This window comes from Lunatibacter salilacus (assembly GCF_009797935.1).
GTDB classification, from domain to species: Bacteria; Bacteroidota; Bacteroidia; order Cytophagales; family Cyclobacteriaceae; genus Lunatibacter; species Lunatibacter salilacus.
In genome coordinates, this window is sequence record NZ_VOLC01000001.1 from 756,139 (window position 1) to 779,810 (window position 23,672).

Here is a 23,672-nt window from a genome sequence, read left to right on the forward strand (position 1 = left end):
GTATATATTCATAAAACCATCTAAATGTATGAAAAAAACAGTACTTAATGCATGTATTATGTGTTCAAAATGTTTCCTGTATGGCTTCATTTTGCAACTGGCATTCCTAAATTTTGGGGTTGCTGAAAGTGCAAACGGACAATATAAAAGTATTGATGAAGTAAGTGTTAGTTTGCCGGGAAAGGAATTTACCCTTCAGGCTTTCTTTATACAAATTCAACGGAACACGCCGTTCCGATTTACCTACGACAAAGCGTTGGTGAATACAAATGAAAGCTTTAGCTTTTCCGAAAATGAAGGCACAGTAGAGCAACTTCTAAGAGAGGTCGCATCACAAAGCAACCTGTCATTCAGGCAAATCAACAATAGTATCGATGTTTATTTGAACACAGGAAAAACTTCTACCGGCCAAGTTGAATCAAATATTGCTGATCCCGTGAGAGGTAAGGTCACAGATGAAAGCGGCGCGACGTTGGTGGGTGTGGCAGTGATGGTGAAAGGCACTACGAAGGGCACTGTCACGGATATTGATGGAGAGTATGTCCTTGAGGACGTAGAACCAACTGCGGTACTTACTTTCAGCTATGTTGGATTTAAACAAACTGAGATCAGCGTAAGTGGCAGAGTGATTATTGACCTCATATTGGAGGAAGATATGGGCACACTTGGTGAAGTAGTCGTGGTTGGATATGGAACGCAAAAGAAAGCGACGCTAACCGGTGCTGTGAGCCAGGTAGGCGCAGAAGTATTTGAAAGTCGTCCGATTACCAATATAAGTGCGGGAATTCAGGGTACGATGCCCGGTGTTACCATTACCGGTGCCTCAGGCCCTCCCGGCCAAAATGCGGGCGCCATTCGAATCAGAGGTATCGGTACCTGGGGTAACGCAACGCCTCTCGTAGTTATTGACGGTGTTCCTGGGGGTAATTTAAATATCCTGAACCCAGATGATGTTGAATCGATTTCAGTATTAAAAGATGCGGCTTCTTCTTCCATTTATGGGGTAAGGGGAGCAAACGGGGTTATTGTAATCACAACAAAAAAGGGCAGCAGTAACAGTCCGTCGGTTCAATATACCAATTATTTCGGATGGCAGACGCCCACGGCTCTTCCGAGTTTTCTGGGTTCAACTGATTACATGACTTTGTTGAATGAATCGCTGGTCAATGTGGGCAGGAATCCGACGTACTCCGATGAGGAAATCGAAATTGCGAGAAACGGCTCTGATCCCAACTACTACGCAAACACCAACTGGCTTGATGAGATATACAAACGAAGTGCCCCACAACAAAACCATTCATTCAGTCTAAACGGCGGAGACGATGATTTCAATTATTTTATATCTTACGCAAACCTACAAGAAGGGGGTTTGATCTCCGGGGACAATTATACTGCCGGAAGACATAACCTACGGACTAAGTTCAACGCAAAAGTAACAGATAGGCTTGAGATCACAGCTAATTTAGGTTACATCGAGCGCTCTTATTCGGGGGCAGCAGCGGGCACCAGTCCCATAAGCATGGCGCACTCCATCATTCCGCTTGTTCCTGTAAGATTTACGACCGGAACATGGGGGTATATCGGCGGGCAATCGAACCCCTTGGCTGTTGCCACCGACGGCGGAACCAATGATTTTGCTTCGCAGGAGTTTACGGGTAACTTAAACGTTATCTTTAATTTGGCAAAGGGACTTAATGCACGGGGACAATATGGCATGTTCCGATCGAATTCCAAAAGGACTATTTTCACTAAAACAATCAATTATTTCAGTCCTGATGACGGGTCGCTTATATACAGAACCGGATATCCCAATGTAATAGATACCCGTGATTATACAGGTCTTGATCAATCTTTTATTGGAACCTTGGAATATGATAAGATTTTCTCAGAGAAGCATGATGTTAAACTGATGCTTGGGGTTTCTCAGGAGCAGGGAATGACAGATAACTTTGCAGCCTCGAGAACCAACCTTGCATCACAAGTGGTAGGCCATATCAATTTGGGTACGGAAAACCAACTTAACAACGGAAGTGCTACACAGTGGGCCTTACGGTCGATGTTTGGCCGTGCCAATTATACGTTTGAAGATAGATACTTGGCCGAGCTTACATTCCGATACGACGGATCAAGTAGGTTTGCATCGGAGCAGCGTTGGGAATTGTTTAAAGCTGCCTCGTTAGGTTGGGTTTTCTCTGAAGAGCGTTTCTTTGATGGCCTGAGGAATAAGATCGAATTTGGCAAAATCCGGGCATCTTATGGTACACAGGGAAATGACCGAATAGGAGACTATGCGTTTATGGACATACTCGGTCCTGTGGCAACAATGCCCATAGGTAATGTTAATACCATCGGTTATCGACAAACAGTAGTAGCAAACCGACTTTTGCGTTGGGAAACAGCAACTAAGAGAAATATCGGAATTGACATGGCTTTTATTGACAACAGGCTTGAACTTACTGCGGATTATTTTATAAACGAATCAGATAACCTGCTTTTGACGCTGCCGCTGCCAGATGTCTTTGGTGCCCCCTATCCTACCCAAAATGCAGGAAGGGTTGAAAATAAAGGTTGGGAACTTCAAGTGGGATGGAGAGACCAGATTGGCGAGGTGACGTATGGACTAAATTTCAATATGTTTGACGTCAAAAATCAAGTAGTCGATTTGGCTGGTACACCTCCCACTATTGGCGATAGAGTCCGGATGGTTGGTCAGCCGCTGGATGCTTTCTATGGTTTGGTGGCTGAGCGGATTGCACAAGAAGATGATTTCAGATACAATCCCGAATCGGGAAGGTTTGAGCCTGATTTCCCAGTACCCGTTGGCGATTTGGTAGCTCCTGGAGATATTATTTACAAGGATTTAAATGGAGATGGTGTGATTAGCTTGGATGAAGACCGACAGGTGATAGGCAGTCATATTCCACGGTATACGTTCGGCTTCAGGGGAAATGCGGCTTGGAATGGTTTCGATTTTAGTTTATTTCTACAGGGAGTAGGAAAGGCAGATGGATACCTCACTGGCAGTGCCCGCCATGCATATACCAACCAAAGTACCATGCCACAGCCAATACACCTAGACCGCTGGACTCCTGACAACCCTGGAGGTAGCTATCCTAGGCTTGCATTCCAACAGACTTTTAACCAAAGGTTGTCTACGTTTTGGCTGGAAGACGCGGCCTACATCAGGCTGAAAAATATCCAACTTGGCTATACCTTGCCTTCAGTGTTGACAGAAAGAATACGGGTTTCAAGACTCAGGGTATATGCATCAGCAGATAATTTATTGACATTTAGCGATTTCTTTTATGGCTATGACCCCGAGTCTCCGGTAGGAGGTGCAAACTTCTATCCACAGGTTAAGACATTTGTCCTAGGCTTAAATGTAAACTTCAAATGATATTCCATATGAAAAAGTATATAAAATTAGGTTTGATCATTAGCGGATTATGTTTCGCAAGTTGTGATGATGGCTTTTTGGATGTAGCTCCGTTGGATGTGGTTACCAATGAGACCTTTTGGGAAAGTGAAGAACAGTTGATTTTGGCTCTCAATGGTCTGTATGGAAATGTGAAAGCTAAAAATACGGTGGATATGGAAAACATGGGCGACAATACGCTTTGGCCTTCCACCACCGCCTATCAACAGATTGGTTCTGGCAACTTCGCCAATGATTTGGGAACCCTGAATACAGAATGGACCACGCAGTACCGGGCAATCCGCCAAGCCAATGCATTTTTGGAAAACTATGAGAGAGCAGAGATGGACCCTGACAGAAGGGAATCTCTTGCGGGAGAAGCAAGGGTTATCCGAGCGTTGGGGTATTTGTTTTTGACCAGTTTCTTTGGTGACGTGCCTTTGGTGACAACAACCCTAACCGTAGATGAAGTGTTTGTACCGCGTAGCCCAAGAGCAGAAGTGATCAGCTTCTTATTCGAAGATTTGGATCGCGCCGCGGCTAGCCTCCCCGTCGAGATCCGAAGCGGTCAGCAGTTGGGTAGGATGAGCAGAGGTTCTGCCTTGGCGCTCAAAGCAAGGATAGCCCTGTACAACGGGCATTATGATGTAGCTGAAGAGGCTGCTAAACAAGTGATGGACCTGGGAGTTTACGAGCTATTCAACATAGGAGACCCTTCCAGAAATTATTACGAATTGTTTACGTATAACGGCAGACAGGCCAACCGACTAAACAAAGAAACCATTATCGGCAGGCTGCATTTACCCGATTTGGTATTACACAACTTGTCAAGAGAAATCCAAGTACCCGATCAGGTAATTCGCTGGAACCCGACCAAGTCCTTGGTTGATTCTTACCTGATGGTCGATGGACTTCCAATAGACAGTTCTCCCCTTTACGTGGAGGAGGGTTACGACGATGTATTTGAAAACAGAGATCCCCGCATGGTACAGACCATATTATCTCCTGGATCCGCATGGGGAGGTCGCTTTGACGGCCGGGCTGACAATACGGATCCCAGCATTTTTGTAGAACCCAAATTCAACAATGACAGGCGGGGAGCGGTCACCGTGACCGGATACTATTTTACCAAATATGCCGAGATATCTACGGTAGGTTTGGTAGGAAGAGATCATAACGATATTCACTTATTCAGATACGCTGAAGTTTTACTGACTTACGCAGAAGCTAGGATGGAGCAGGGTTCACTCACTCAGGAAGATCTTGATATGTCCATCAATCTACTTAGAGACCGCGTGGGCATGAAGCATATGATCTTGGATGAGCTTGCGGAAGCCGGGTTGGAGCTAAGAGACGAAATCAGAAGGGAACGAAGGGTGGAGTTGGCACTGGAAGGACAACGCTACTTCGATATCCTGAGATGGAGAGACGGAGCCAGCTTAGCAGAGGATGTCAAGGGGATTAAAAAAGCCTGGGCCTCGAATCCTGCCTTTGTGGCAAATTTTGCGGAAGACAGTGAAGGATACATTATTGCCTATAGTGGAAGAACATTTGTGGAGCCAAGAAATCTACTTTGGCCAATTCCACTTCCTCAGTTGGAGCGTTTCCCGGGTCTAGGACAAAACCCAGGCTGGTAAATATACCAAAGCAGCTGTAAATTATAAGTGTGTTAGTTTATTTAAAAATTGATCCTAATATATGAAAAATATAAAATTATTGTTCCTACTTTTCTCCGTCGGGATAGTGACATGGGCTTGTTCGGAAGACGAATTCGCAGATGTCAATCCGCCTCGTGCCGATTTCAACATCACCCCGGAGTTGCCGGTTGAGGGAGTAGAGGTGTTGCTATATGCTGATCCGAGCTCGGAGTCCGGGCAGATTGTCTCTTGGCATTGGGAGTTTAATGATGGCACAGGTGCTACCGCCACCAAAAGAAACCCCTACTACACGTTCCCAGCCGCAGGTGAGTTTGAAGTAGCACTGACAGTCACCAATGCTGCCGGCGAGATCCATACGGTGACCAAAACGGTAACCGTTGCAGCACCCCCCAAAGAATTTATTGGTGAGTTGGTTTGGAGCATTACCAATGGAACTACGGTGAGCAATATCAACGAGGGCTCAAATGCTCCGGCTATCGGGGATGACGGCACTATCTATTATATAGAGGGAAATGCCGCGGCACAATCCACCATGGTGGCTGTGACCGATAACGGAGACAATGCAAGTGTCAAATGGGCAACTGTGTTGGGTAATCAGGTTTCTAATGCACCTTCAATCGGTCATGATGGAAATCTCTATATCAATACCTGGGCGGCAAACAGAACTATCGCCAAGATCGAGGCATCCTCCGGAGATATTTTATGGAGTGGCTCAGTTGGAACTGGAGTGTCAAACAACACACCAGCGGTGGACGACAACGGAAACGTTTACCACGGTTCCCGACAGCAGGGAGCAAACGGTGGAGCTTACTCTTGGACTCCGGATGGGGAAAAGAGGTGGGAGATCACCGGGGTTGGCGCATTTTATGCGGCACCGGTAATTAATAAAGATGGAACGACTGCCTATTTTCTTAATACGTCGGAAGGACGCATCTGGGCAGTTAACACCGAAGATGGGTCGCAAAAATGGGAATCTCCAGTTGGCCCAGGCAGTGGGACCCATGGTAGCTCCCTATCCATGGATGCCGACGGTACCGTCTATTATACCACAAATGCCCATATTGTGGCGATTGAGGATAACGGCAGTACGGGAGCTATCAAATGGGCGGCTGAGGTTACCGGAGCAGCTCAATCTGGCGTTGTAGTCGGAGAAAACGGCGATTTGTACTCCGGTTCAAGTGGCGGATTGGTATCTCTCAATCCTGATAATGGAGAGGTTAATTGGACCTACAATCTACAAACCATAGAAAGTGTCCCCGCTGTGGATACAGATGGAAACGTTTATATTGGCACCGCAGATGGAAAACTCGCAGTGATAACTGCTCAAGGGCTTTTGGCCCGGGAATTCCAATTGGGTACCGGAGCGGTCAATTCTCCGGTAATCACAGAAGATGGAACAGTATATGTAGAAGGAAGAGACGAGTCCCACATCAAGTTGCATAAGATTGCCGTGGAGGAAAGTGGCCCTGCCAATTCCTACTGGCCGATGAAAGGGAAAAATCTGAAAAACACGGCAAAGGCCGATTAAGTTAATCTCTATAAAAAAATGGCTAAGCGCATACCTCAATTGAAACTCCCGAACAATACGGAAAACAAAACAGCTTGCGCTTAGCTATTTTTCATTATCTCATTTCACTTATATGCCAATGAATCTGATCACAGTAATTATTGCGATTTTGTTTAGTGCCATTATGTCTGGCAAGCCTGTGGATACTTCATCCCCTGAAAAACCCACTTTGAAAGTCCTATGCTACAACATCCACTATGCTAATCCTCCTAGTAAGGATAAGAACTTCATCGATATGGATGCAATAGCCAAGGTCATCAATGATCATAATCCGGATGTGGTCGCCTTGCAGGAGGTTGATGTAAATATTAACCGATCTGGAAATATAGACCAGGCAAAAATCCTTGCCGAGAAAACAGGGATGAAGGCTTATTATTTTGGCAAGGCCATTGACCATGACGGTGGTGATTATGGAGTAGCCATTTTGTCCAAGTTTGACCTTAGAAATACCCAAACCCTCTCCCTGCCAGCGGACCCTGAAACCAATTCAGAACCCCGTGTCCTGGCAACCGCAGAAATTCGGACGGATGATGGATTTGATTTTGTATTTGGTGTAACTCATTTGGAAGTTAGGCATGAAACCAACCGATTAATGCAGATGGAGGCCATTGTTTCTTTTGCGGAGAAATCTTCATTGCCGATGATTGTGGCGGGTGATTTTAATGCTAAACCAGACAGCCGCACTATCGAAATGCTGGATGTGACATTTAAAAGAACCTGCGAAGATTGCGCTCCGACAATACCCGTAATTAACCCAAACCGTGCAATTGATTTTATCGCTTTTAGTCCTCAGGAAAGATTCAAAGTTATTCAGCACATGGTGATCCCTGAAACCTATGCGTCCGACCACCTACCCGTATTTGCTGAGCTGGAGATTCAGCCTTAAAATTTAATTAAATACCGTTATGATGAAGTGGAAAGGTGTGTCTGGTTTTATTGCCATAATTTTTTTGTTGGTGTTTCAATTCGCCTGTGTGTCCGATGATAACGCAGATCCCGAGGAGAAAGAGGAGGATGAAATTGTTTTGGAGCAGCTGACGGTATTGAATTACAATGTGCGATATTTCACCCCGCCGTCTGGTAGCGTTAACCTAGAACCCGTGATCGATGTGATCAATGGGGTGAGGCCGGATATCATAGCCATCCAGGAGGTGGATGTAAACACCAACCGCTCAGGTAGCCGAGACTTGGCGCGAGAACTTGCGGATAGGCTGCGAATGAGACATTTTTTTGCAAAGGCCATCGATTACCAGGGTGGGGAATATGGGGTTTTGATACTGTCCCGCTTCCCAATATCGGAAGGTACTATTCACAGGCTGCCCAGTGACCCCGATATCGGGGGAGAACCCAGGATATTAGCCACGGTGAAAATCACATTACCGGACGGTACTGAAATCCGTTTCGGAAATACACACCTAGACGCATTGTCCAATCCTACAAACCGTAGGATGCAGGCAGAAAGAATCGTGGAAATAGCGGAAAAAGAAACGTTGCCCTTTATCGTGGCGGGGGATTTTAATGCCGTTCCTGAAGCCGATGAGATAAAGACGCTTTTGTCACATTTTACCAATTCCTGCTCGGTATGTCCTCCTACGTTTCCCGCTATAAGCCCAAACAGGGTTATAGATTATATCGTCTTCCATAGTGCTGGAGGAGAGCTTTCGGTTGAAAGTCACGAAGTAATAAACAACAGTTCCGCGTCGGACCACAGGCCTGTGGTTACGGAATTCAACTTAGATTAGCTTAGGATATTTTGCTGTTTTGATCGTTCACATTATGAGTGAAAAGCTATATTTTTAAGGCTTTTTACATGTCGTGGGGATTGATCATATTCAAGCCTTCAATTTTATTAAAATCTGCCATATTCTTAGTAAGTGAAGTTAGGTCATGGACCAAGGCAGAGGCGACTATAATTGCATCGGGGAGTTTAGCCTTGTAGGTTTTCCTTAGTTCAATAGCCTTGACAATTACTGATTCAGCCAAATTAAATTCGACGGATTCACTCACGAACTGATTCAAAATTTCTAGCTTGGCGTCCTCTGCATTATCAGAGGGGTTATCGTCTACTTCTTCCAGCCTAAGATTATTAATCAGTTCAAGAAAAAAAGGATATTTACTGTCAGGTCTTTAGTGTAATCAGCTTCAAAATACTCAAAGGTTTAATTTTGGTTCTCCCTAGCAAATATACGAAAAATAAGGAATTCTGTTTATTTGTCTCATGTTGCCTACATTAAAGATTCTAAACTATGCTTTGCCACCCCAAATTTTTGATAAATTTCTAGGGCAGAGAGCCTGTCCGCAGACATTTCGAATTGAACAATCGTCCAAGGAATGCCTGAGAAGTAAAGGATATAAATCCATGCTTACCTATTACCTCAAACCATAATCTACATTCCAGTGAACCACCTGGCGGGGCCGTTTAGACGATTGAGTGCAGTGTGCTATGTTAATTTTATTCTAACGTCATATACAAAATCTTCAACACTAATAATTTTAAATTCTTTGCTATCGGGATGAGAGGGATTTAAAATATAATTAAATTCTTTACTAGGAATACACACCGTACTCAATTCTACCAATAAGATTTTTAACCTCCTGCCTTCCAAACTGATTATCCAGTATGTCGTATGGGGCTTTTCCTCCTAACGCATGATTACTTTTAAACATCCACTCTCTAAATTTTCTTTCATCCTCAAACACTTTATAACCGTAGGAATAAATGTCAGCTAAATCCAGCATTCTTTCGCCTACGGCAAAGCTATATGTTTGCTCGCCTTTTTTCTTTATTAGGGTAGAGCGCGTCACAGAGAGTACATGAGATAATTTATCATAATCTAGTTCAGTTCTCGCTTTAAGTCTTTCCAAATGCGTATTGCTTAAGCCTTGCTGTAGCCTTTTCATTTTTTCAAATGGTGTCATTTGATTTTCTGGCTGATCTATTCCTGGATAAATAATAGCACCACGTAAACCTTCATGCCGCATTGTGACTGTTGTTTTTTTGGCTGCCACAGGTTTAGTAACTAAATCGGATTTTTCTTCTAATTGACATAGTATACTTTTTCTTTAACGAATGTATAAAAATACACTTAAATATAACTAAACACAAACTTCAACATTTAAGTTAGGAGGTCAAGCAGCATTGCACATAATGTTCAGGGCTTAGTGTTGTGGTGGCAATCAAGGTACATCAGCCAACCCACTACTAAAGCGAACAGGCAGCAAAGAAAATTTAGCCTCTTAGAAAAGCAATACGAAAATTTGTCCGCTTATTTCCGCAAAAAAAAGCCAGACTGGAGAACCAGTCTGGCCATACTTTTCGTCGGGGTGCCCTGACTGCCGTCAGGATTCGCTCACTTCGAACCCACGACCTTTTTAACTTAAGTTCGGACGTGTTACCGGACAGCGGTACGCCCCCGGAATAGACTCAACTATCCATATCGCTGCTATTGCTGATCAAGGTTAAATATCTTTTGCTACCATGGTTTTTTATATATTTTTCCCTTGCCATGGCAGAGAGCCTGTCCGAAGACAATTCAAAGTGGACCAGCGTCCAAGGGATTCCCGGCTTTGTCGATTTATTACGGCCGCTGTTATGCCTTTCCATACTTTCCTCCAAGTTTTGGGTCTGGCCGACATAATAGCGGTCGGTCGTTTCTGAATAAAGGATGTAAACAAAGTATTCCATAACCAAAAAAAAACCAGACTGGAGAACCAGTCTGGCCATACTTTTCGTCGGGGTGCCCTGACTGCCGTCAGGATTCGCTCACTTCGAACCCACGACCTTTTTAACTTAAGTTCGGACGTGTTACCGGACAGCGGTACGCCCCCGGAATAGACTCAACTATCCATATCGCTGCTATTGCTGATCAAGGTTAAATATCTTTTGCTACCATGGTTTTTTATATATTTTTCCCTTGCCATGGCAGAGAGCCTGTCCGAAGACAATTCAAAGTGGACCAGCGTCCAAGGGATTCCCGGCTTTGTCGATTTATTACGGCCGCTGTTATGCCTTTCCATACTTTCCTCCAAGTTTTGGGTCTGGCCGACATAATAGCGGTCGGTCGTTTCTGAATAAAGGATGTAAACAAAGTATTCCATAACCAAAAAAAAACCAGACTGGAGAACCAGTCTGGCCATACTTCTCGTCGGGGTGGCGGGATTCGAACAGCTTTCTCAACTTAGCCTAGGTTAATTTTTTTTGCTTGATAATTAGGTAGTTATAAAATTTTGTCCTTAACTTTATATATCTTAATTAAGTTGATACAGGACAAAAATAAGAAAATCTGTCCGCAATCTGTCCGCATTATGAAATGTACCTTCTATCTCGATCGGCCATATAATCCTGAAATCGACAGCGAATCTTTAAAAAGCGAAATCGCATCTGCCAGAGAAAAGAAAAGGAATTTGGCCCTTAAGTATCTTAACCCGAAACCCACTTCGGTCTACGTATTTTTTTCACCGGATAAATCCCTTCGCCTTAAATACCGGACATCCGTTAAGATCCAGTCGAAATATTGGGATTTCAAAAACGGTATTGTCAAAGCCGCTGCCCCGGCTGCCATGGAGCTGAACTCAGAACTTAACAGCCTTTCTTCCGACATCCTAAAAGCCGCGGTAAAAATAAAGGACGAAAATAAAGTCATTTCAAAAAGCGCCTACCAACAAATATTAAAAGCTACCATAGATAAAAAAATTCTGATTCTTGCGGACAATAACCTGGACGGTCTGATTGAAGAATTCAAAAACCACAAGGCCATTTATACCTCCGAAGGAACAATGAAAGAGTACAGGACGGTGTTTAAAGCCCTTATCGATTATCAGAAGGCATCAAATATTGCTTTATCCTTGCCAGACTTTAACAGTTCATTCTTTGTACAGTTTGAAAAGTTTTTGAGCGGCAAAGAAAACCCGCTCAACACTGGAAGAGGGTTGTTGAACGATACCATTTATAAATATATATCGACACTAAAAGTCTTCTTGACCTGGTGCGGGGAAAACGGCCATCCCGTGCACCCTGACGCCTCCAAACCCCACAAATCACCCTATAAGAAAAAGGCGCACAATGAAATAGTGGTGCTAACGGAACCTGAGCTAAATAGAATTTATGAATTGGACTTGAGCGGACATCCAACTTATGAACGGGTGAGGGATCTTTTTTGCTTTGCCTGCTTTACGGGCCAGCGATTTTCCGACATATTCCGTTTTTCAGCAGCTGACTTTAAAGACAACAAATGGTCATTCCTGTCAGCAAAAACCAAGAAAAAAGTCACTGTTCCTTTTGAAGGGTTCTTAGCAAAGGGCTTGGATATTTTAAAGAAGTATGATTTCGTGCTACCAAAAATCTCGAACCAAAAGTTTAATGATTACATAAAGGAAGTAGGAAAACTTGCTGAAATTGATGATCCGGTAAAAATCACCCGATTCAGCGGGAAAAATGAAATCATTATACAAAAGCCGAAGTATGAGTTTATGAGCAGCCATATGGGAAGAAGAACCATGGTAACAATTCTGCTTTCCAAGGGAGTGCCGGTTACCCTAGTGCAAAAGATCACCCAGCATTCAGATATCAGAACTCTAATGAAATACGAATCCGCAGGCATGGATTCCCTTATTGACGCACTGAAAAGATTCTAATCATGAAATCGAGCACAGCGCAAGCGATAAACAGAGGGATGATTATAATTGCGAGATTCTCCCGAATTAATTCGGGACAAGCTATCTGACCATTAAAAAACAATTATACACACATGAAACAATATGAGAAACACATTCAGAGATGGAGATTTAATTCAAATGTAAAATCAAAATACCAGGTAGGTCCGATGATCCTGTTCAGCGACATCCATCTCCGGAACTATTTTCTGATGAAAATTTACAGACCATATATCAACCGGAGTAACTACGAAGAGTTTTATAATTTCCATCTCTCCCATTATTTGACTACTGATCCAAATGCGACTGAAGAGAAGCAATTTAAGTTTATTTGGAAGTTGATCAACAGGGGGATTTATTATCATGAGGACCGGCCCTTTTCCCCTCTTTCCATCAAAAGGTTGGATAAACTTGAGGAATTCCGGCAGTTTCTGAAGGGCTTTGACAAATGGGATGTAACGGTCCCTTTTAACGATGCCATGAAGGAAAAAACAAAAACGATAGAACGTCTGGAAGAAGAACTGACCACCCTGAAGAAGGAGATTGCATTTTATAAAGTACCCGACCAGTTTAAAGTCAATATACTAAAGGTAGGAAAGACGCCTATAATCGACCTCCTGATCCAGTTACAGAGCCTGAAATCACCGTTTGACAATAGTGAAGTTTTAGACACCACTGCACAGACCGTATGGGCAAAGATACTGTCCAACCATTTTTTGGAAGATGGTGCATCCATCAAGTATGGAACAGCCTTGAATTATTTCAAAATTGAGGATGGTTTTGATAAAGACAACCCGGTAAGAAAAACCAGCATAAAAGAAAAAGACAGAATCTACAAGATCAAACTTTCCAAAAAACAACCTGTTTGATGCCCAACTAAACCCCTTGGGCATCCTTTTTTATCCTTCCCTTCCAATATTTGCCTCAACCAAACAAAGTTGATAATGCAGATATTCGATTCCAACGCACTCATTCACTGCATCCAGGATGCAGTCAGAGAGGAACTAGAAAAAGCCTTAAAAGAAATCAAACTACAAGACCCTGTCCATTCCCAAAAGGAGAAGCTGCTGACTAAAAAAGAAATGGCAGATGAACTTGGTGTATCCCTAGTCACGCTTACCGACTGGATGAAAAAAGGTCTTCCTTATTTAAGGCTCCACAAGCGTATCTATTTCAGAAGGGAAGAAGTCCTAAACGCCATGTCTAAAAAATCAAGGACTGCCCGATAAGTACACTTTCATATACCTAATTAAATACAAAAAGCAGGTCCGCCATGACCCGCTTTTAGATTTTGTCAGAAAGGGTATTTCCTTATTGCCAAAGCAAAAATACCATTTCTGCATTCATTGTCAAACATTTAAGTGCAGAATTATGAAAAAGAATATCCCGCTCAGGGAGCTGGGCCAGCATGCGAATTCCTCAACCATCAAAATGATACGCCACTTGCTTACCAAATATGACTTCATCTACAACACGGTGCTGAACGAAGTTTTTGCGAGTGAAAAAGAAAAAGAAGAATTCTACCAGGTCAACCCCCACACCCTCTTTATTGAATCCCGTGAGGCAGGGTTGAGAACCTCGGTAGCAGAAATCAACTCCTTCCTTTGTTCGGATTACATCCCAAAAAGTAACCCCTTTGAGATGTATTTTGAGCGGTACAAAGACGTATGGAAAGAAGACGTCCACGGGGACTACATCACCAGATTCTCCAACTATATAAAGGCAGAGGAGACTGAAAGATTTTCGCTCCAGTTCAAAAAATGGCTGGTGCGCTGTGTGGCTTGCTGTTTAATGGAAGATTATTTCAACAAGCAGGCACTGATTTTTGTTCAGGATGCCCAGAACAGTGGCAAGACCACTCTCACCAGGTTCCTGATACCTCTTGAGCTGAGCCAGTACCAAGCCGAAAATATTTCCGTGGACAAGGACAGCCTAATAGCTCTCTGCCAGAATTTCGTCATCATACAGGATGAACTTTCCACGCTCTCGAAGACGGAAATAAATGCACAGAAAACCCTAATGAGCAAATCCTTTGTCAAAGTACGCCACCCCTATGATAAAAAACCAAGGCTGGAGCCAAGAAGGGCTTCCATTTGTGGATCCACCAACAGGGCCGAATTTCTAACAGATGTAACGGGCAGTGTCAGATGGCTGTGCTTCACCGTTCTTTCCATTGACTGGGATTATAAAAAGGACATAGATATTGATGTGGTTTGGTCGCAGGCCTACCACCTCTTTAACTCTGGTTTCAGATACGAGATGACTGCGGAAGAGGTAGCGGAGAATGAAAGATCCAATGCCCAGTACAGTACCGTCTCGCTAGAACTGGAACTCATCCAAAAATATTTTCAAGCCGGTGACAAAGAAGATAAGTTTATGACCGCTTCCGAGATTTGCGAAATGTTGAATGCAAAGCTTGAAGGAAGACTAAAGGTTAGCCGGGAAGAAACCGGAAAGGCGTTAAAAAAGCTGGGGTTCATCCAACACTCTAAGAGAGGTCACTTGTCATCGGATTTTCCTGTAAAGGGTTATTATGTAAAATACCATTATTAGCTTACTACCTACTAAAATGTAATATAAAATATTAACAAACAATATGTTATGGTGTAGTAGGGAATTCTAAACAAGCTTACTTCACCTTACTTCATTTTGGATTTGAAGTAGGCTATCCGGAAGATGTAGTAAGGCTTTATTACAGAATAGAGGGCTACAAATGACTGATAAACAATGACCTAGATAGGTTTGTGGTAAGCAGTAATTGTAGTAGCCGGATTTTGGGTTTTTTTACTCATTTTAAACGCCAAAAAGAAAAAATGGCCAGTAAATTCAATATCATTAAAAAATGTAGTCTTTTTCTTTTTACCAGCAAAATAATTATTCTATCTAATTCGCCTAAAACAGCTATCTGTATATCCCTATATACCTCTAAATCTATAAAAAGATATGTCGATATTTCTTTATATGAGATATTTATATAAAGTCATAAACATATATTTCCTTATTTAGATAAAATTTACCATCCTTAATTAACCAATATTTTCCGGAAAAAAACTTTTAAAAACAACTTCAACAGTAGCTTATAATACCCAATCAGTAAAAAGGCGTAACCTCCGATCCGTTGTGCGCGGTCCTTGCAAGTTGTGTTTTTGTCTGACAATAAACCTATCGGTTTTATTGTGCCAAAAACTTACTTGCCCACCTAATTTCCATTTGAGGGGGAGGGAAAAATTCCTCGCAACTCGGATTTTAAAAAAAATCGGAAGAAAAAAACAACTGGTATCGGTTTGCTCATATCGCTTGTGGCGGCTTCCGAAGAAATACTATCCATCCCAGGATAATCTTGATCCGAAGACCATATCCCAATTGTAGGAACGTTTTGCGTTTATGAGAAGTAGCGGACTAAAAAGCACTTCACTTTCAGTTTGGCACTGACTTTTATTACAAGAACTGACCTTTGATTAAGCACTAAACCCGCTATTTCTTATACACGCTGTTACCAGCGGGCGTTCTTGTGTGTTAAATCAAAAACTATGAAGAAACAATTTACCTGAATCATCTTTATCGTTTAGTTCCAAGCAAATTTCACCTTCTGAAAATTCATACTTCTTACCAGATTCATCTGTAGGAATGTCTGAGTCAATCAATGATAAAATGTATTGTAAATTATAATCTCTACAAATTTCCTTGACCTTGTTTAGTAAGCGTATCTTAATTCGATTGTCAAGACCTTCTAAAATACCATCGTGATAGACAAAACGGAAGAACGAGTTATCTGAATAATGTATTAATAATGAAAGGTCGAAAGCCATACAGAGCAATTTTTTATATGTAGTACCTTGGGCCTCCGAAGTTGTATTTAAATCACTCGGATTTTGATAATCAGCACTATATTCAATATTGCCCTGCTTATTTTGTACAATAGATATTAATGCATTGGTACCTAAAATATCTGTAATAATTGAGTTGAATATTCTATTGATATCAGCGTGTTTTCTTTTATTTACTGCTTCACGGATTTCATTAACAGATTTTTCTATTTCCTGCTGTATTTTGGAACTCTCGTTCTCAATTTCTATAGACTGGTCAACTGCCTTAATTTTATCTTTGATACGCTCTATTTCCGCCTCTACCTTTGATAAGTTCTTCTGATACTCTTTAAATTTGATATAAGAATCTTTCTCCGTAAGAAAAGATAACTTCTCGCTTTTCTCCAATTCCAAAATATTTAATTCTTTGTTAACATAAATCAATTCAGCTTTAAGTGTTTGAAGATTTTCCATTAAATATCTTTTTCTGTCTCTTGAAATTGCTTCGTTAAATTTAAGTAAATCAGAAAACTCTTTTTTAAGTTCTTCTTGGAAAAGCAGTTGTGCTTCATTATGAAGTTTTTGGAGTTCTTCAATATTTATTTGTTCTGAAATATTTGCTAATGACTTTTCTATTTTGTTAATGTCGTAAGCAATTCTATACCTATCAGTACTTAGAATTTGTATTTGGTTGTCCAGACTCTCAATGAGTTCTTTATTGATAGATTTGTCTTGTTGAAAAAAATTAAATTTATCAATGGTTGATTTAGCTTCGTTTACCTCCTGCTCTTTGATGTCTAGCAAACCAGCAAGTTTATCACGGTCATTTACATTAATCCTAGCTTCATCTTTTAAAACCCGGATGATTCCTTTTTTCTTGTCAATGTCTTCTTCAAGCGATAATTTTTTAATTATCAGATTGCTATCATAACCAAGTAATTCAAATACGAACGGTTTCCAATCAATATGCTTTCCTTTAAATTTGTCGAGTTTATAAACGTCTAAATAGTCCTGTTGAGTTCTAAGAAAGTAGGTAATAGACTTTCGATAGTCGTAGCTTGATACAATATTAAAGCCAAGATGTTCATTAAGTTTTTTTCTAGCTTTATCAAAGGTCAGATTTTCATCATTCCAACTCCTAGGGATAAAAAAGTCCTTATGTTTAGTGTCATTAATCCTAAATGAAATTTTTGTATTCGTATCTATTTCTCGTTTGATAATCAAATAGCTACCATTGTTCAAAGCCAATTCGCCATAAAAAACAACGCCATTAAAAATCTTATTCCCGAATATTTTCTTATTAAATGAACCGAGTAATATGAAATTGATTACGTGAATTAAGGAAGTCTTGCCAAGATTATGAGTGTCTTTTTTCTTTTGTTTTTCAAAAATAGTAGCCATAACGACATTGAATTCAGGTTGAAATTCAATGTTCTTAAAATTTTTATTGGCATATATCTTTACAAGTTTCATCCTTAAATTGCTTTTATTGAATCTAACTTATCTACATACTCAATTTTGCCGAGCATAAAAAGGTACGATAGGGTGTATTCGTAATTTTCTGTTATGCCTTTTCCGATTTTACCGGTAAGGCTGTTTTTTAAATCATCATACTTAATGATTCCATTTTCAAGTATTTCCTTCATCATCACTGCCGAAAGAAATACAATTGAATATTTTATGTCGGTATGTTTATCAGGTTTAAGCATCTAATTTCTTTCCTATAAAACAATTACAATACATATAGTTGATAAAGACTCTAACTAATCTCTTTCTCCCTGAGCCAAAGAATTCCGCGTTATTCGAAATGACATAATCATATAATTCATCAAGCAACCTTTCAAAAGCTAAGTATTCATTTTCATAGATTGTAATCTTAGCGTTAAGTTCGTCAACTAAATCGTCAAACTGATCTTTCAACGGCTTGTTTATTGGGTCTTTCAAAAAAGCACGAATTGATTCAAAATGGGAATAATGTCTTTGCATCACATTATCAAAATAATCTTTACTAAGTTTATTCAATTCATTTTTTTTCTCCATCTCTACGTATCTGAAGTCAACAATATTTTTGGCAATTGTATCACTTGATGGTAAATATTTGTGAAATGCCTCAATTACACTTTTCAAATCACTTTCGTCAAATTGAAGGGGTCTCAATAAATCTTGAAGTTTTGCTTCTTTTACAATATCAGGAAAGGATTGAAGCCATTGCTGAATTTTTTCATCCGCAATAATTACATTGGAAATTCCTGTATTGGCATCAATTAAATCTTCTATTTTTTCATCTTGCTTACCTGTAAGTTTTCTGTTGGTAATCAAAAGATAATAATTAATCTTCCCTACACTCTTTAATCTTTCAATTTTAGGCAAAATATCATCTTTAAGGAGCTTTTGAAACTCCTTGTCTGAACAACTTGAACTTTCCTTTGAACTATGCTTAGCTTCAATAACTATTTTTCCATTCCAAGGATCAGAGAGACTAGGGAAAAAATTTGCTTTTCCATGAAACCTTCCATCTCTACCACCATCTGGCCCTTTAGCAAATGGAATAACCGCTTCACCAAGAATTTTTCTACAGATTAAAGTAGCTAAATTCTCAAAATCATCTTCATTTATATAGTGTAACGGATATTTCCTCATTTTTTGTGCAAAGCTAATCAATCTAATGTGCGTTTCATAAAATTATGTCCTTTTACAATTCTCGCTTTTATTTGTGTGTTCTCTACGCTTGTTGGTAACGGCAGTCTGTGAAAAAACTACCGTCTGATTTTTTTGGGTATGCGCAAATAAAGATATGATTTAAACTTCAAAATGCGTATTTTTAAAGGGTAAACTTATTCCTGAATGGCCTACCTTACCCCCCAAGACCGCCTTCAGTTACAAATATGCAGCATAGACGAGTGCATAAGCAAAGAAAACCTTGTCCGGATGCTTTCGTTGAGATGCTGGTGCTGCCCAAGCTGGGCTTTGCGGTATCGGAAGTCAAAACTGAAGGCCGCCCGGCCTTCAACCCCAAGGTGTTCCTGAAACTGTATCTTTACGGTTATCTCAACGGGATGCGCAGCAGCCGAAAGCTGGAAAAAGGAACCGTACGCAATGTGGAGGTACACTGGCTGCTGGGCAGCCTCACCCCCAACTACCACAGCATTGCCGATTTCAGGAAAGCCAACCCCGGAGCACTCAGAGCACCTTCAAACTCTTTGTGTCGTTTCTCAAAGAAGCCGATCTGATAACAGGCGAAGTAATAGCAATGGACGGCACCAAGGTAAGGGCCAGCAACAGCAAGAAGAACAACTACAACGCCAAGAAGATAGAAGGCCACCTGGCCTATATTGAGGAAAAGACAAACGAGTATCTGGCTGAACTGGACAAAAATGACATCAAGGAACAGACCGAGCGGGTAAGCCATGTACAGGAGAAGATAGAAAAACTCATATCCAACAAGATCAAATACGAAGTATTGGGCACTGCGCTTACTGAAAGCCAAGAACCGCAGGTGAGCACCACCGACCCCGACGCGAGGGCCCTGCTGGTTCAGGGACAGGTAGTGGAGGTGAGCTACAACCTGCAGGCAGCCGTAGACCAAAAGCACAGCCTGGTAGTTGCCACCCACACCATCAACCGAAACGACAGAAATGCCATGAGCGGCATAGCACTGGAGGCACAGGCAAATCTGGATAAAAAGAACTTTACCGCCATACTCGACAAAGGCTACAACAACAGCAGGGAACTGGAAACATGTCAGCAGGCGGGAATAAAGACCCTGGTAGCCCCCCCGCCATAGTAAACAGCAACGCACACGGGACCACAGCGGAATTCGTGGTTTCCAACTTTCTATACCAACCGGAATCGAATACATATACCTGTCCTGCGGGAAAGACCCTCAAAACAACCGGAACGTGGCATAAGAAAACACGGGAAAGGGACAGTTATGAGTTCAAGAAATATAGAACCCCGGACTGTGCCTCCTGCGCGGTAAAGCACCTCTGTACGGGCCGGGCAAATGGAGGCAGGGAGATCGAACGCAGCCAATATGCCGAAGCGGTGGAGAAAAACGGGCTTAACTACAAAAACAACAAGGATTTATACCGTAAGCGGCAGGAGATCAACGAGCATATCTTCGGTACCATCAAGCGGCAATGGGGCTACAACCACACCAACCTGAGAGGTTTGGCCAAGGTAAACGGTGAAATGGCCCTGATAATGACAGTGTATAACATGAAACGGGCCATCAATATCCTGGGCATGGAAAAACTGCTGGCCAAACTCAGGACCTGGATGCCGGATTATGGGAAGGCAACCGCGCCTTACACAAAACAGGGCATTTTAAGGCTGTTTGACAGGTCTTATTTTCACCGCCTACCGAAAGCGGCGTGAAATTTGGAGGGCTTAAAGGGGCTAAAAACGAGCTGAAAAGAAAATTTTTGCAAGTCTTTCATAGGGGTGCTAGTTTTTTCACAGCCTGACGGACAAGCATATGCTCTGGCCACCGGTTTATAAAGCAGTTCCTATCCGCCTAAACGAAAGAACTGATAAAAGCTCTGAACTATCAAATCTTCACTGCACCCGGTGGTCAAGTATTTGCAGCGTTAGGCAAAGTAATTATATTCTAGGTACTATCTCATATAAGATACCTACAGCATCATCTACATCTCCACATCTATGCCACTCTTCTTTTGAAGTGACTAAGCAATAAATAACATAATCTGTTCTAATGTGCTTATTTTCAATGTCTAACGTTAAACTATTGAAGGCTTCCAAGTAATTCGAAGTGTCCTTTTTATCAAACACCCAATTTATAGTATAATCGCTTGAGTCAAAACTAGGGTCAACTTCTACTTCAATCTTTAATTGGTCTCCTGATACCACAGAAAATCCACCTGATGCTCTAGTATCACAATGGCCTCTACCAGTAGAATTCCTTGAAATTTGACCAGCCATAAATTGATTGCCGAAAGAATCTGAAATTCTTATAATTGTGGGCGCATTGTATTTCTTTTCCAAATTTTTTCTTTTGTAGTAACTCTTAATTGAACTAATTACATCATTAGAGTAGCACATTATCTGCAAAGCCTCATGACTAGAGATAGGGTTTGCATGGTACAACTTATTTCTAATCGGTATCAAACGGTTTAAAAAAGTTCTTGCCTCATCATTGCCATCAGGGTATGCTTCTGATAAAATCTGTTTAAATACATTTTTAAATAATTCAGGATTACAAATTATTCTAATAACATCATCTAATAGAAAGGCATCAATAAATCGAGAATATCTTTTTGGCTCATTATCATATCTAGCTTTGGCATCTTTAATTATGCTGTTACTGATTAATCTTCTTCCCTGAGCATCAATATAATTCCAATAATCAATACCATACTTATCTCTAAGCTCAGTATCAATTACATTTCTAATCCATATCTCTAAATTCTCTACTGAATTTCTACACTCACTTCTTACTCTATCAATGTTTAATAGACTTATCATTAATTTTTATTTTGCCTAACGTTTCGCATATATGGCTCGTGGCGGCTTCAAAGATCTTCTTTATCCGCCGTTGACAAATTTAACTAAAAGCACAAATATTCGGTAAAGCACGCCGCCCGCCATGGGCTATATATGCTGTTAGCTGCTGGCCTTCCTGTCATTTTAGTAGATAAATTTTATTCAACGCTCTTTTAACTTCTCCAGTATTTTTTGAGTTCTCTTTAATGTCCATAAAGTAATTTAAAACTAAGTCTTCACTTCTGTCAGGAAATAAGTAATGTGTATAGTCGCTGTTTGATAAGTTTGATGCTCGGTTATTAAGTCCTATAGCACAAACCAAATATGAAGCCAATTGATTTTTTGATAATCCCCAACCTGAATGGCAAAACCAAGCATCCTGCCTGTCGGGTCTTGTATTTTCTATAAATTTTGGCTTTATTGATTTGTGAGAAAAAACTGTGTCTTTGGGACATCTAAAAATGAAAATGGTGGATTCTGAAAAATCTTCAAGTTGTCGGGTTTCAGCAAGTCCATCATTTTCGATGATTAATTTATTTGTAGCGAACCAAGTCGCCACTTTTATGTCTTTTGTTAGGTCTAAACCGACACTTGGTAAACCGTAATGTTGGGCAAATCCAAGTGAAATAGGTGTAAAATGAGGTGAGTTTTTTATTTTAAAAACGTCTTTTTGGTATTCTATATAATCTTCACTATTCAATACTTCTTTTAAATCAATCCCGACATCATTTAGCATTAAGGCTGTTTGACTATGCCAAAGTCCGTAGATAAAAAACTCATTAAAATCGCTTCTAACAAAACTCGGTTTAAAAGAAGGTTCTTTTGCTTTACCATCACCAAAAAGAAACAAATTCTCGTCTGCTGCTCTTCTAATGGTATATAGAGAAGTTTGTCCTCGAAGAAGAATCTCGTAGTCTGGATTTTCCTTTTCAATTTGAGAAATTAATTTGAATAGGCTTTCATAATCTTCAAATTTATAAACAGGGATTTTTCTAAATGGAACTCTCAGTTCGTCAATTATTGTGTAATTAGCAGAATGGTTATAATAATTTATGGTTTTGGAGTTACTGTAGGGGCAATTAATGTTTTCGTTTAAAACTCTACCATAATTGTCATCAATTAAGAGGTGAGTCTTATCCTCTTTTTTAGCAAGTTCATTTACTCCCGAATGAATACTAATTTCATTTCGTATTGGGTATATGTTGTAGAAACCAGGGTATTCCAATTTACTATCCGTAATATTTATTGATTGCATTATAGGTTCAATTTAATTTTTAGGTTCTCTGCTAAATAGGCGATAATGAAATAGGAAAATGCGGTCGACACTTTAGAGTTTATAAATAAATTTTCTGTATAATGTTTGGAATCAGAGGTTACACTATTCATTTCAATTTGTTTATTAAAATAATCAAGTTGACTAGTAAGTTCTGTGTGAAATTGAGAAAATACTGAGATTGTCAAGTTGACAAATAAATCTTGACAAATGATTTCAAAAGAATACGAATTTGGGTTAATTTTTATATCTACTAATTTATTGTTTTGCTTTAAGTAATCATTATACAGTTCAAGTAAATCTGTTTGCATTTCAGATTTATAAATGTCCAGCAACTCTTCGTTTAAATTTATTCGTTGGCATATTTCGTTTAGTAGTTTGGAATAATTAAAATTTACTAATTGGTTAAATACGTCTCTATCACTACAAGGAAGTATAATTACAGACTTTTTAATTATCTCGTTCTTATTATTTAAATAATAAGTCAGTTCGTTTACGTTGTCAATAAAGTCAAGAGAAGTAAGTCTGCAATTAAAATGCAATGAAAAATTGTCTATTATGTTGATGTTATCTAAAATCATTGACTGTTCTGTTTTAGCACTGTCGGTCTGGTAGGCTTGCAGCTAACGGGATTCAGCTTGGAGACGGCGGGCATTCGGAGCTGTTCTCTTCCAAGCCTACTCCTACCTTCTTAAAGATACTGTATTTTCTATATACACTGAACCGCCCGCTGCATCCAAGGTGATGTGTGTGCCCGGCATGGGCATCTGGTATCGAAGATACCATAATATTCCAGAGG

General features: G+C 40.6%; 21 protein-coding genes. 12 read left to right on the plus strand and 9 right to left on the minus strand.

The window, feature by feature from the left end:
- The first annotated feature begins 28 nt into the window (after positions 1–28).
- From FQ608_RS02985 to FQ608_RS03005, 5 genes are all read left to right on the plus strand, one after another.
- Complete coding sequence (locus FQ608_RS02985) at positions 29–3,397, plus strand: SusC/RagA family TonB-linked outer membrane protein (protein WP_199856293.1); 3,369 nt, start codon at positions 29–31, stop codon at positions 3,395–3,397.
- A gap of 8 nt (positions 3,398–3,405) precedes the next feature.
- The gene (locus FQ608_RS02990) at positions 3,406–5,052 is read left to right on the plus strand and encodes a RagB/SusD family nutrient uptake outer membrane protein (protein WP_158856297.1); all 1,647 of its coding nucleotides are present in this window, start codon (positions 3,406–3,408) and stop codon (positions 5,050–5,052) included.
- A gap of 61 nt (positions 5,053–5,113) precedes the next feature.
- Positions 5,114–6,601, plus strand: a complete 1,488-nt coding sequence (locus FQ608_RS02995) for an outer membrane protein assembly factor BamB family protein (RefSeq protein WP_158856298.1) — start codon at positions 5,114–5,116, stop codon at positions 6,599–6,601.
- A 118-nt stretch (positions 6,602–6,719) separates the two neighbouring features.
- Positions 6,720–7,526 carry an endonuclease/exonuclease/phosphatase family protein gene (locus FQ608_RS03000; protein ID WP_234364023.1) on the plus strand — a complete coding sequence of 269 codons (807 nt, stop codon included), beginning with the start codon at positions 6,720–6,722 and terminating at the stop codon, positions 7,524–7,526.
- Between the two features lie 19 nt (positions 7,527–7,545).
- Entirely contained in the window at positions 7,546–8,382 is an 837-nt protein-coding gene (locus tag FQ608_RS03005) for an endonuclease/exonuclease/phosphatase family protein (protein ID WP_158856299.1), read from the plus strand.
- A gap of 64 nt (positions 8,383–8,446) precedes the next feature.
- On the opposite strand, the gene FQ608_RS03010 is transcribed toward FQ608_RS03005, so the two are convergent.
- The 4 genes from FQ608_RS03010 to FQ608_RS03025 form a co-directional block, all read right to left on the minus strand.
- Positions 8,447–8,734 carry a PIN domain-containing protein gene (locus FQ608_RS03010; protein WP_158856354.1) on the minus strand — a complete coding sequence of 96 codons (288 nt, stop codon included), beginning with the start codon at positions 8,732–8,734 and terminating at the stop codon, positions 8,447–8,449.
- A gap of 453 nt (positions 8,735–9,187) precedes the next feature.
- Positions 9,188–9,649, minus strand: a complete 462-nt coding sequence (gene parS / locus FQ608_RS03015) for a type II RES/Xre toxin-antitoxin system antitoxin (protein ID WP_158856300.1) — start codon at positions 9,647–9,649, stop codon at positions 9,188–9,190.
- A gap of 415 nt (positions 9,650–10,064) precedes the next feature.
- Entirely contained in the window at positions 10,065–10,364 is a 300-nt protein-coding gene (locus FQ608_RS03020) for a GIY-YIG nuclease family protein (RefSeq protein WP_234364024.1), read from the minus strand.
- A gap of 113 nt (positions 10,365–10,477) precedes the next feature.
- A complete protein-coding gene (locus FQ608_RS03025; RefSeq protein ID WP_234364024.1) occupies positions 10,478–10,777 on the minus strand; it encodes a GIY-YIG nuclease family protein in 300 nt (99 codons plus the stop codon).
- A 168-nt stretch (positions 10,778–10,945) separates the two neighbouring features.
- Between FQ608_RS03025 and FQ608_RS03030 the strand changes: the two genes are divergently transcribed.
- The 4 genes from FQ608_RS03030 to FQ608_RS03045 all read left to right on the plus strand — a co-directional run bounded on the left by FQ608_RS03030 (position 10,946) and on the right by FQ608_RS03045 (position 14,845).
- The gene (locus FQ608_RS03030; RefSeq protein ID WP_158856301.1) at positions 10,946–12,274 is read left to right on the plus strand and encodes a site-specific integrase; all 1,329 of its coding nucleotides are present in this window, start codon (positions 10,946–10,948) and stop codon (positions 12,272–12,274) included.
- A gap of 113 nt (positions 12,275–12,387) precedes the next feature.
- Positions 12,388–13,161 carry a hypothetical protein gene (locus FQ608_RS03035; RefSeq protein WP_158856302.1) on the plus strand — a complete coding sequence of 258 codons (774 nt, stop codon included), beginning with the start codon at positions 12,388–12,390 and terminating at the stop codon, positions 13,159–13,161.
- Between the two features lie 75 nt (positions 13,162–13,236).
- The gene (locus FQ608_RS03040; protein WP_158856303.1) at positions 13,237–13,521 is read left to right on the plus strand and encodes a helix-turn-helix domain-containing protein; all 285 of its coding nucleotides are present in this window, start codon (positions 13,237–13,239) and stop codon (positions 13,519–13,521) included.
- A 142-nt stretch (positions 13,522–13,663) separates the two neighbouring features.
- A complete protein-coding gene (locus FQ608_RS03045) occupies positions 13,664–14,845 on the plus strand; it encodes a VapE domain-containing protein (RefSeq protein WP_158856304.1) in 1,182 nt (393 codons plus the stop codon).
- Positions 14,846–15,813: 968 nt separating this feature from the next.
- Here the strand turns inward: FQ608_RS03045 and FQ608_RS03050 are convergent.
- The 3 genes from FQ608_RS03050 to FQ608_RS03060 are packed head-to-tail and all read right to left on the minus strand — an operon-like array spanning position 15,814 to position 18,738.
- Positions 15,814–17,571 (minus strand): DUF2326 domain-containing protein, encoded by a 1,758-nt coding sequence (locus FQ608_RS03050; protein ID WP_158856305.1) that lies wholly within the window; start codon positions 17,569–17,571, stop codon positions 15,814–15,816.
- Between the two features lie 2 nt (positions 17,572–17,573).
- Complete coding sequence (locus tag FQ608_RS03055) at positions 17,574–17,807, minus strand: ABC-three component system middle component 8 (RefSeq protein WP_158856306.1); 234 nt, start codon at positions 17,805–17,807, stop codon at positions 17,574–17,576.
- Entirely contained in the window at positions 17,800–18,738 is a 939-nt protein-coding gene (locus FQ608_RS03060; protein ID WP_158856307.1) for an ABC-three component system protein, read from the minus strand. The genes FQ608_RS03055 and FQ608_RS03060 overlap by 8 nt, the downstream gene beginning before the upstream one ends.
- A 260-nt stretch (positions 18,739–18,998) precedes the next feature.
- On the opposite strand from FQ608_RS03060, the gene FQ608_RS27175 reads away from it, so the two are divergent.
- From FQ608_RS27175 to FQ608_RS27185, 3 genes are read left to right on the plus strand one after another with little or no spacing between them, the layout of a single operon-like run.
- Positions 18,999–19,328 carry a transposase gene (locus tag FQ608_RS27175; protein WP_234364025.1) on the plus strand — a complete coding sequence of 110 codons (330 nt, stop codon included), beginning with the start codon at positions 18,999–19,001 and terminating at the stop codon, positions 19,326–19,328.
- Positions 19,301–19,882 carry a hypothetical protein gene (locus FQ608_RS27180; RefSeq protein WP_199856295.1) on the plus strand — a complete coding sequence of 194 codons (582 nt, stop codon included), beginning with the start codon at positions 19,301–19,303 and terminating at the stop codon, positions 19,880–19,882. The genes FQ608_RS27175 and FQ608_RS27180 overlap by 28 nt, the downstream gene beginning before the upstream one ends.
- A complete protein-coding gene (locus FQ608_RS27185) occupies positions 19,837–20,475 on the plus strand; it encodes a transposase (RefSeq protein ID WP_199856296.1) in 639 nt (212 codons plus the stop codon). The genes FQ608_RS27180 and FQ608_RS27185 overlap by 46 nt, the downstream gene beginning before the upstream one ends.
- Positions 20,476–20,700: 225 nt before the next feature.
- Here FQ608_RS27185 and FQ608_RS03070 read toward each other — a convergent pair whose 3' ends face one another.
- The gene (locus FQ608_RS03070; RefSeq protein WP_158856308.1) at positions 20,701–21,582 is read right to left on the minus strand and encodes a hypothetical protein; all 882 of its coding nucleotides are present in this window, start codon (positions 21,580–21,582) and stop codon (positions 20,701–20,703) included.
- Between the two features lie 157 nt (positions 21,583–21,739).
- Positions 21,740–22,855 (minus strand): FRG domain-containing protein, encoded by a 1,116-nt coding sequence (locus tag FQ608_RS03075; RefSeq protein ID WP_158856309.1) that lies wholly within the window; start codon positions 22,853–22,855, stop codon positions 21,740–21,742.
- Positions 22,856–23,672: the final 817 nt, after the last annotated feature.

Coding starts and splice junctions, on each gene's coding strand:
- FQ608_RS02985 (WP_199856293.1), top strand. CDS start 29: ATGAAAAAAACAGTACTTAATGCATGTATTATGTGTTCAAAATGTTTC.
- FQ608_RS02990 (WP_158856297.1), top strand. CDS start 3,406: ATGAAAAAGTATATAAAATTAGGTTTGATCATTAGCGGATTATGTTTC.
- FQ608_RS02995 (WP_158856298.1), top strand. CDS start 5,114: ATGAAAAATATAAAATTATTGTTCCTACTTTTCTCCGTCGGGATAGTG.
- FQ608_RS03000 (WP_234364023.1), top strand. CDS start 6,720: ATGAATCTGATCACAGTAATTATTGCGATTTTGTTTAGTGCCATTATG.
- FQ608_RS03005 (WP_158856299.1), top strand. CDS start 7,546: ATGATGAAGTGGAAAGGTGTGTCTGGTTTTATTGCCATAATTTTTTTG.
- FQ608_RS03020 (WP_234364024.1), bottom strand. CDS start 10,364: ATGGCCAGACTGGTTCTCCAGTCTGGTTTTTTTTTGGTTATGGAATAC.
- FQ608_RS03025 (WP_234364024.1), bottom strand. CDS start 10,777: ATGGCCAGACTGGTTCTCCAGTCTGGTTTTTTTTTGGTTATGGAATAC.
- FQ608_RS03030 (WP_158856301.1), top strand. CDS start 10,946: ATGAAATGTACCTTCTATCTCGATCGGCCATATAATCCTGAAATCGAC.
- FQ608_RS03035 (WP_158856302.1), top strand. CDS start 12,388: ATGAAACAATATGAGAAACACATTCAGAGATGGAGATTTAATTCAAAT.
- FQ608_RS03040 (WP_158856303.1), top strand. CDS start 13,237: ATGCAGATATTCGATTCCAACGCACTCATTCACTGCATCCAGGATGCA.
- FQ608_RS03045 (WP_158856304.1), top strand. CDS start 13,664: ATGAAAAAGAATATCCCGCTCAGGGAGCTGGGCCAGCATGCGAATTCC.
- FQ608_RS03050 (WP_158856305.1), bottom strand. CDS start 17,571: ATGAAACTTGTAAAGATATATGCCAATAAAAATTTTAAGAACATTGAA.
- FQ608_RS03055 (WP_158856306.1), bottom strand. CDS start 17,807: ATGCTTAAACCTGATAAACATACCGACATAAAATATTCAATTGTATTT.
- FQ608_RS03060 (WP_158856307.1), bottom strand. CDS start 18,738: ATGAGGAAATATCCGTTACACTATATAAATGAAGATGATTTTGAGAAT.
- FQ608_RS27185 (WP_199856296.1), top strand. CDS start 19,837: ATGTCAGCAGGCGGGAATAAAGACCCTGGTAGCCCCCCCGCCATAGTA.
- FQ608_RS03070 (WP_158856308.1), bottom strand. CDS start 21,582: ATGATAAGTCTATTAAACATTGATAGAGTAAGAAGTGAGTGTAGAAAT.
- FQ608_RS03075 (WP_158856309.1), bottom strand. CDS start 22,855: ATGCAATCAATAAATATTACGGATAGTAAATTGGAATACCCTGGTTTC.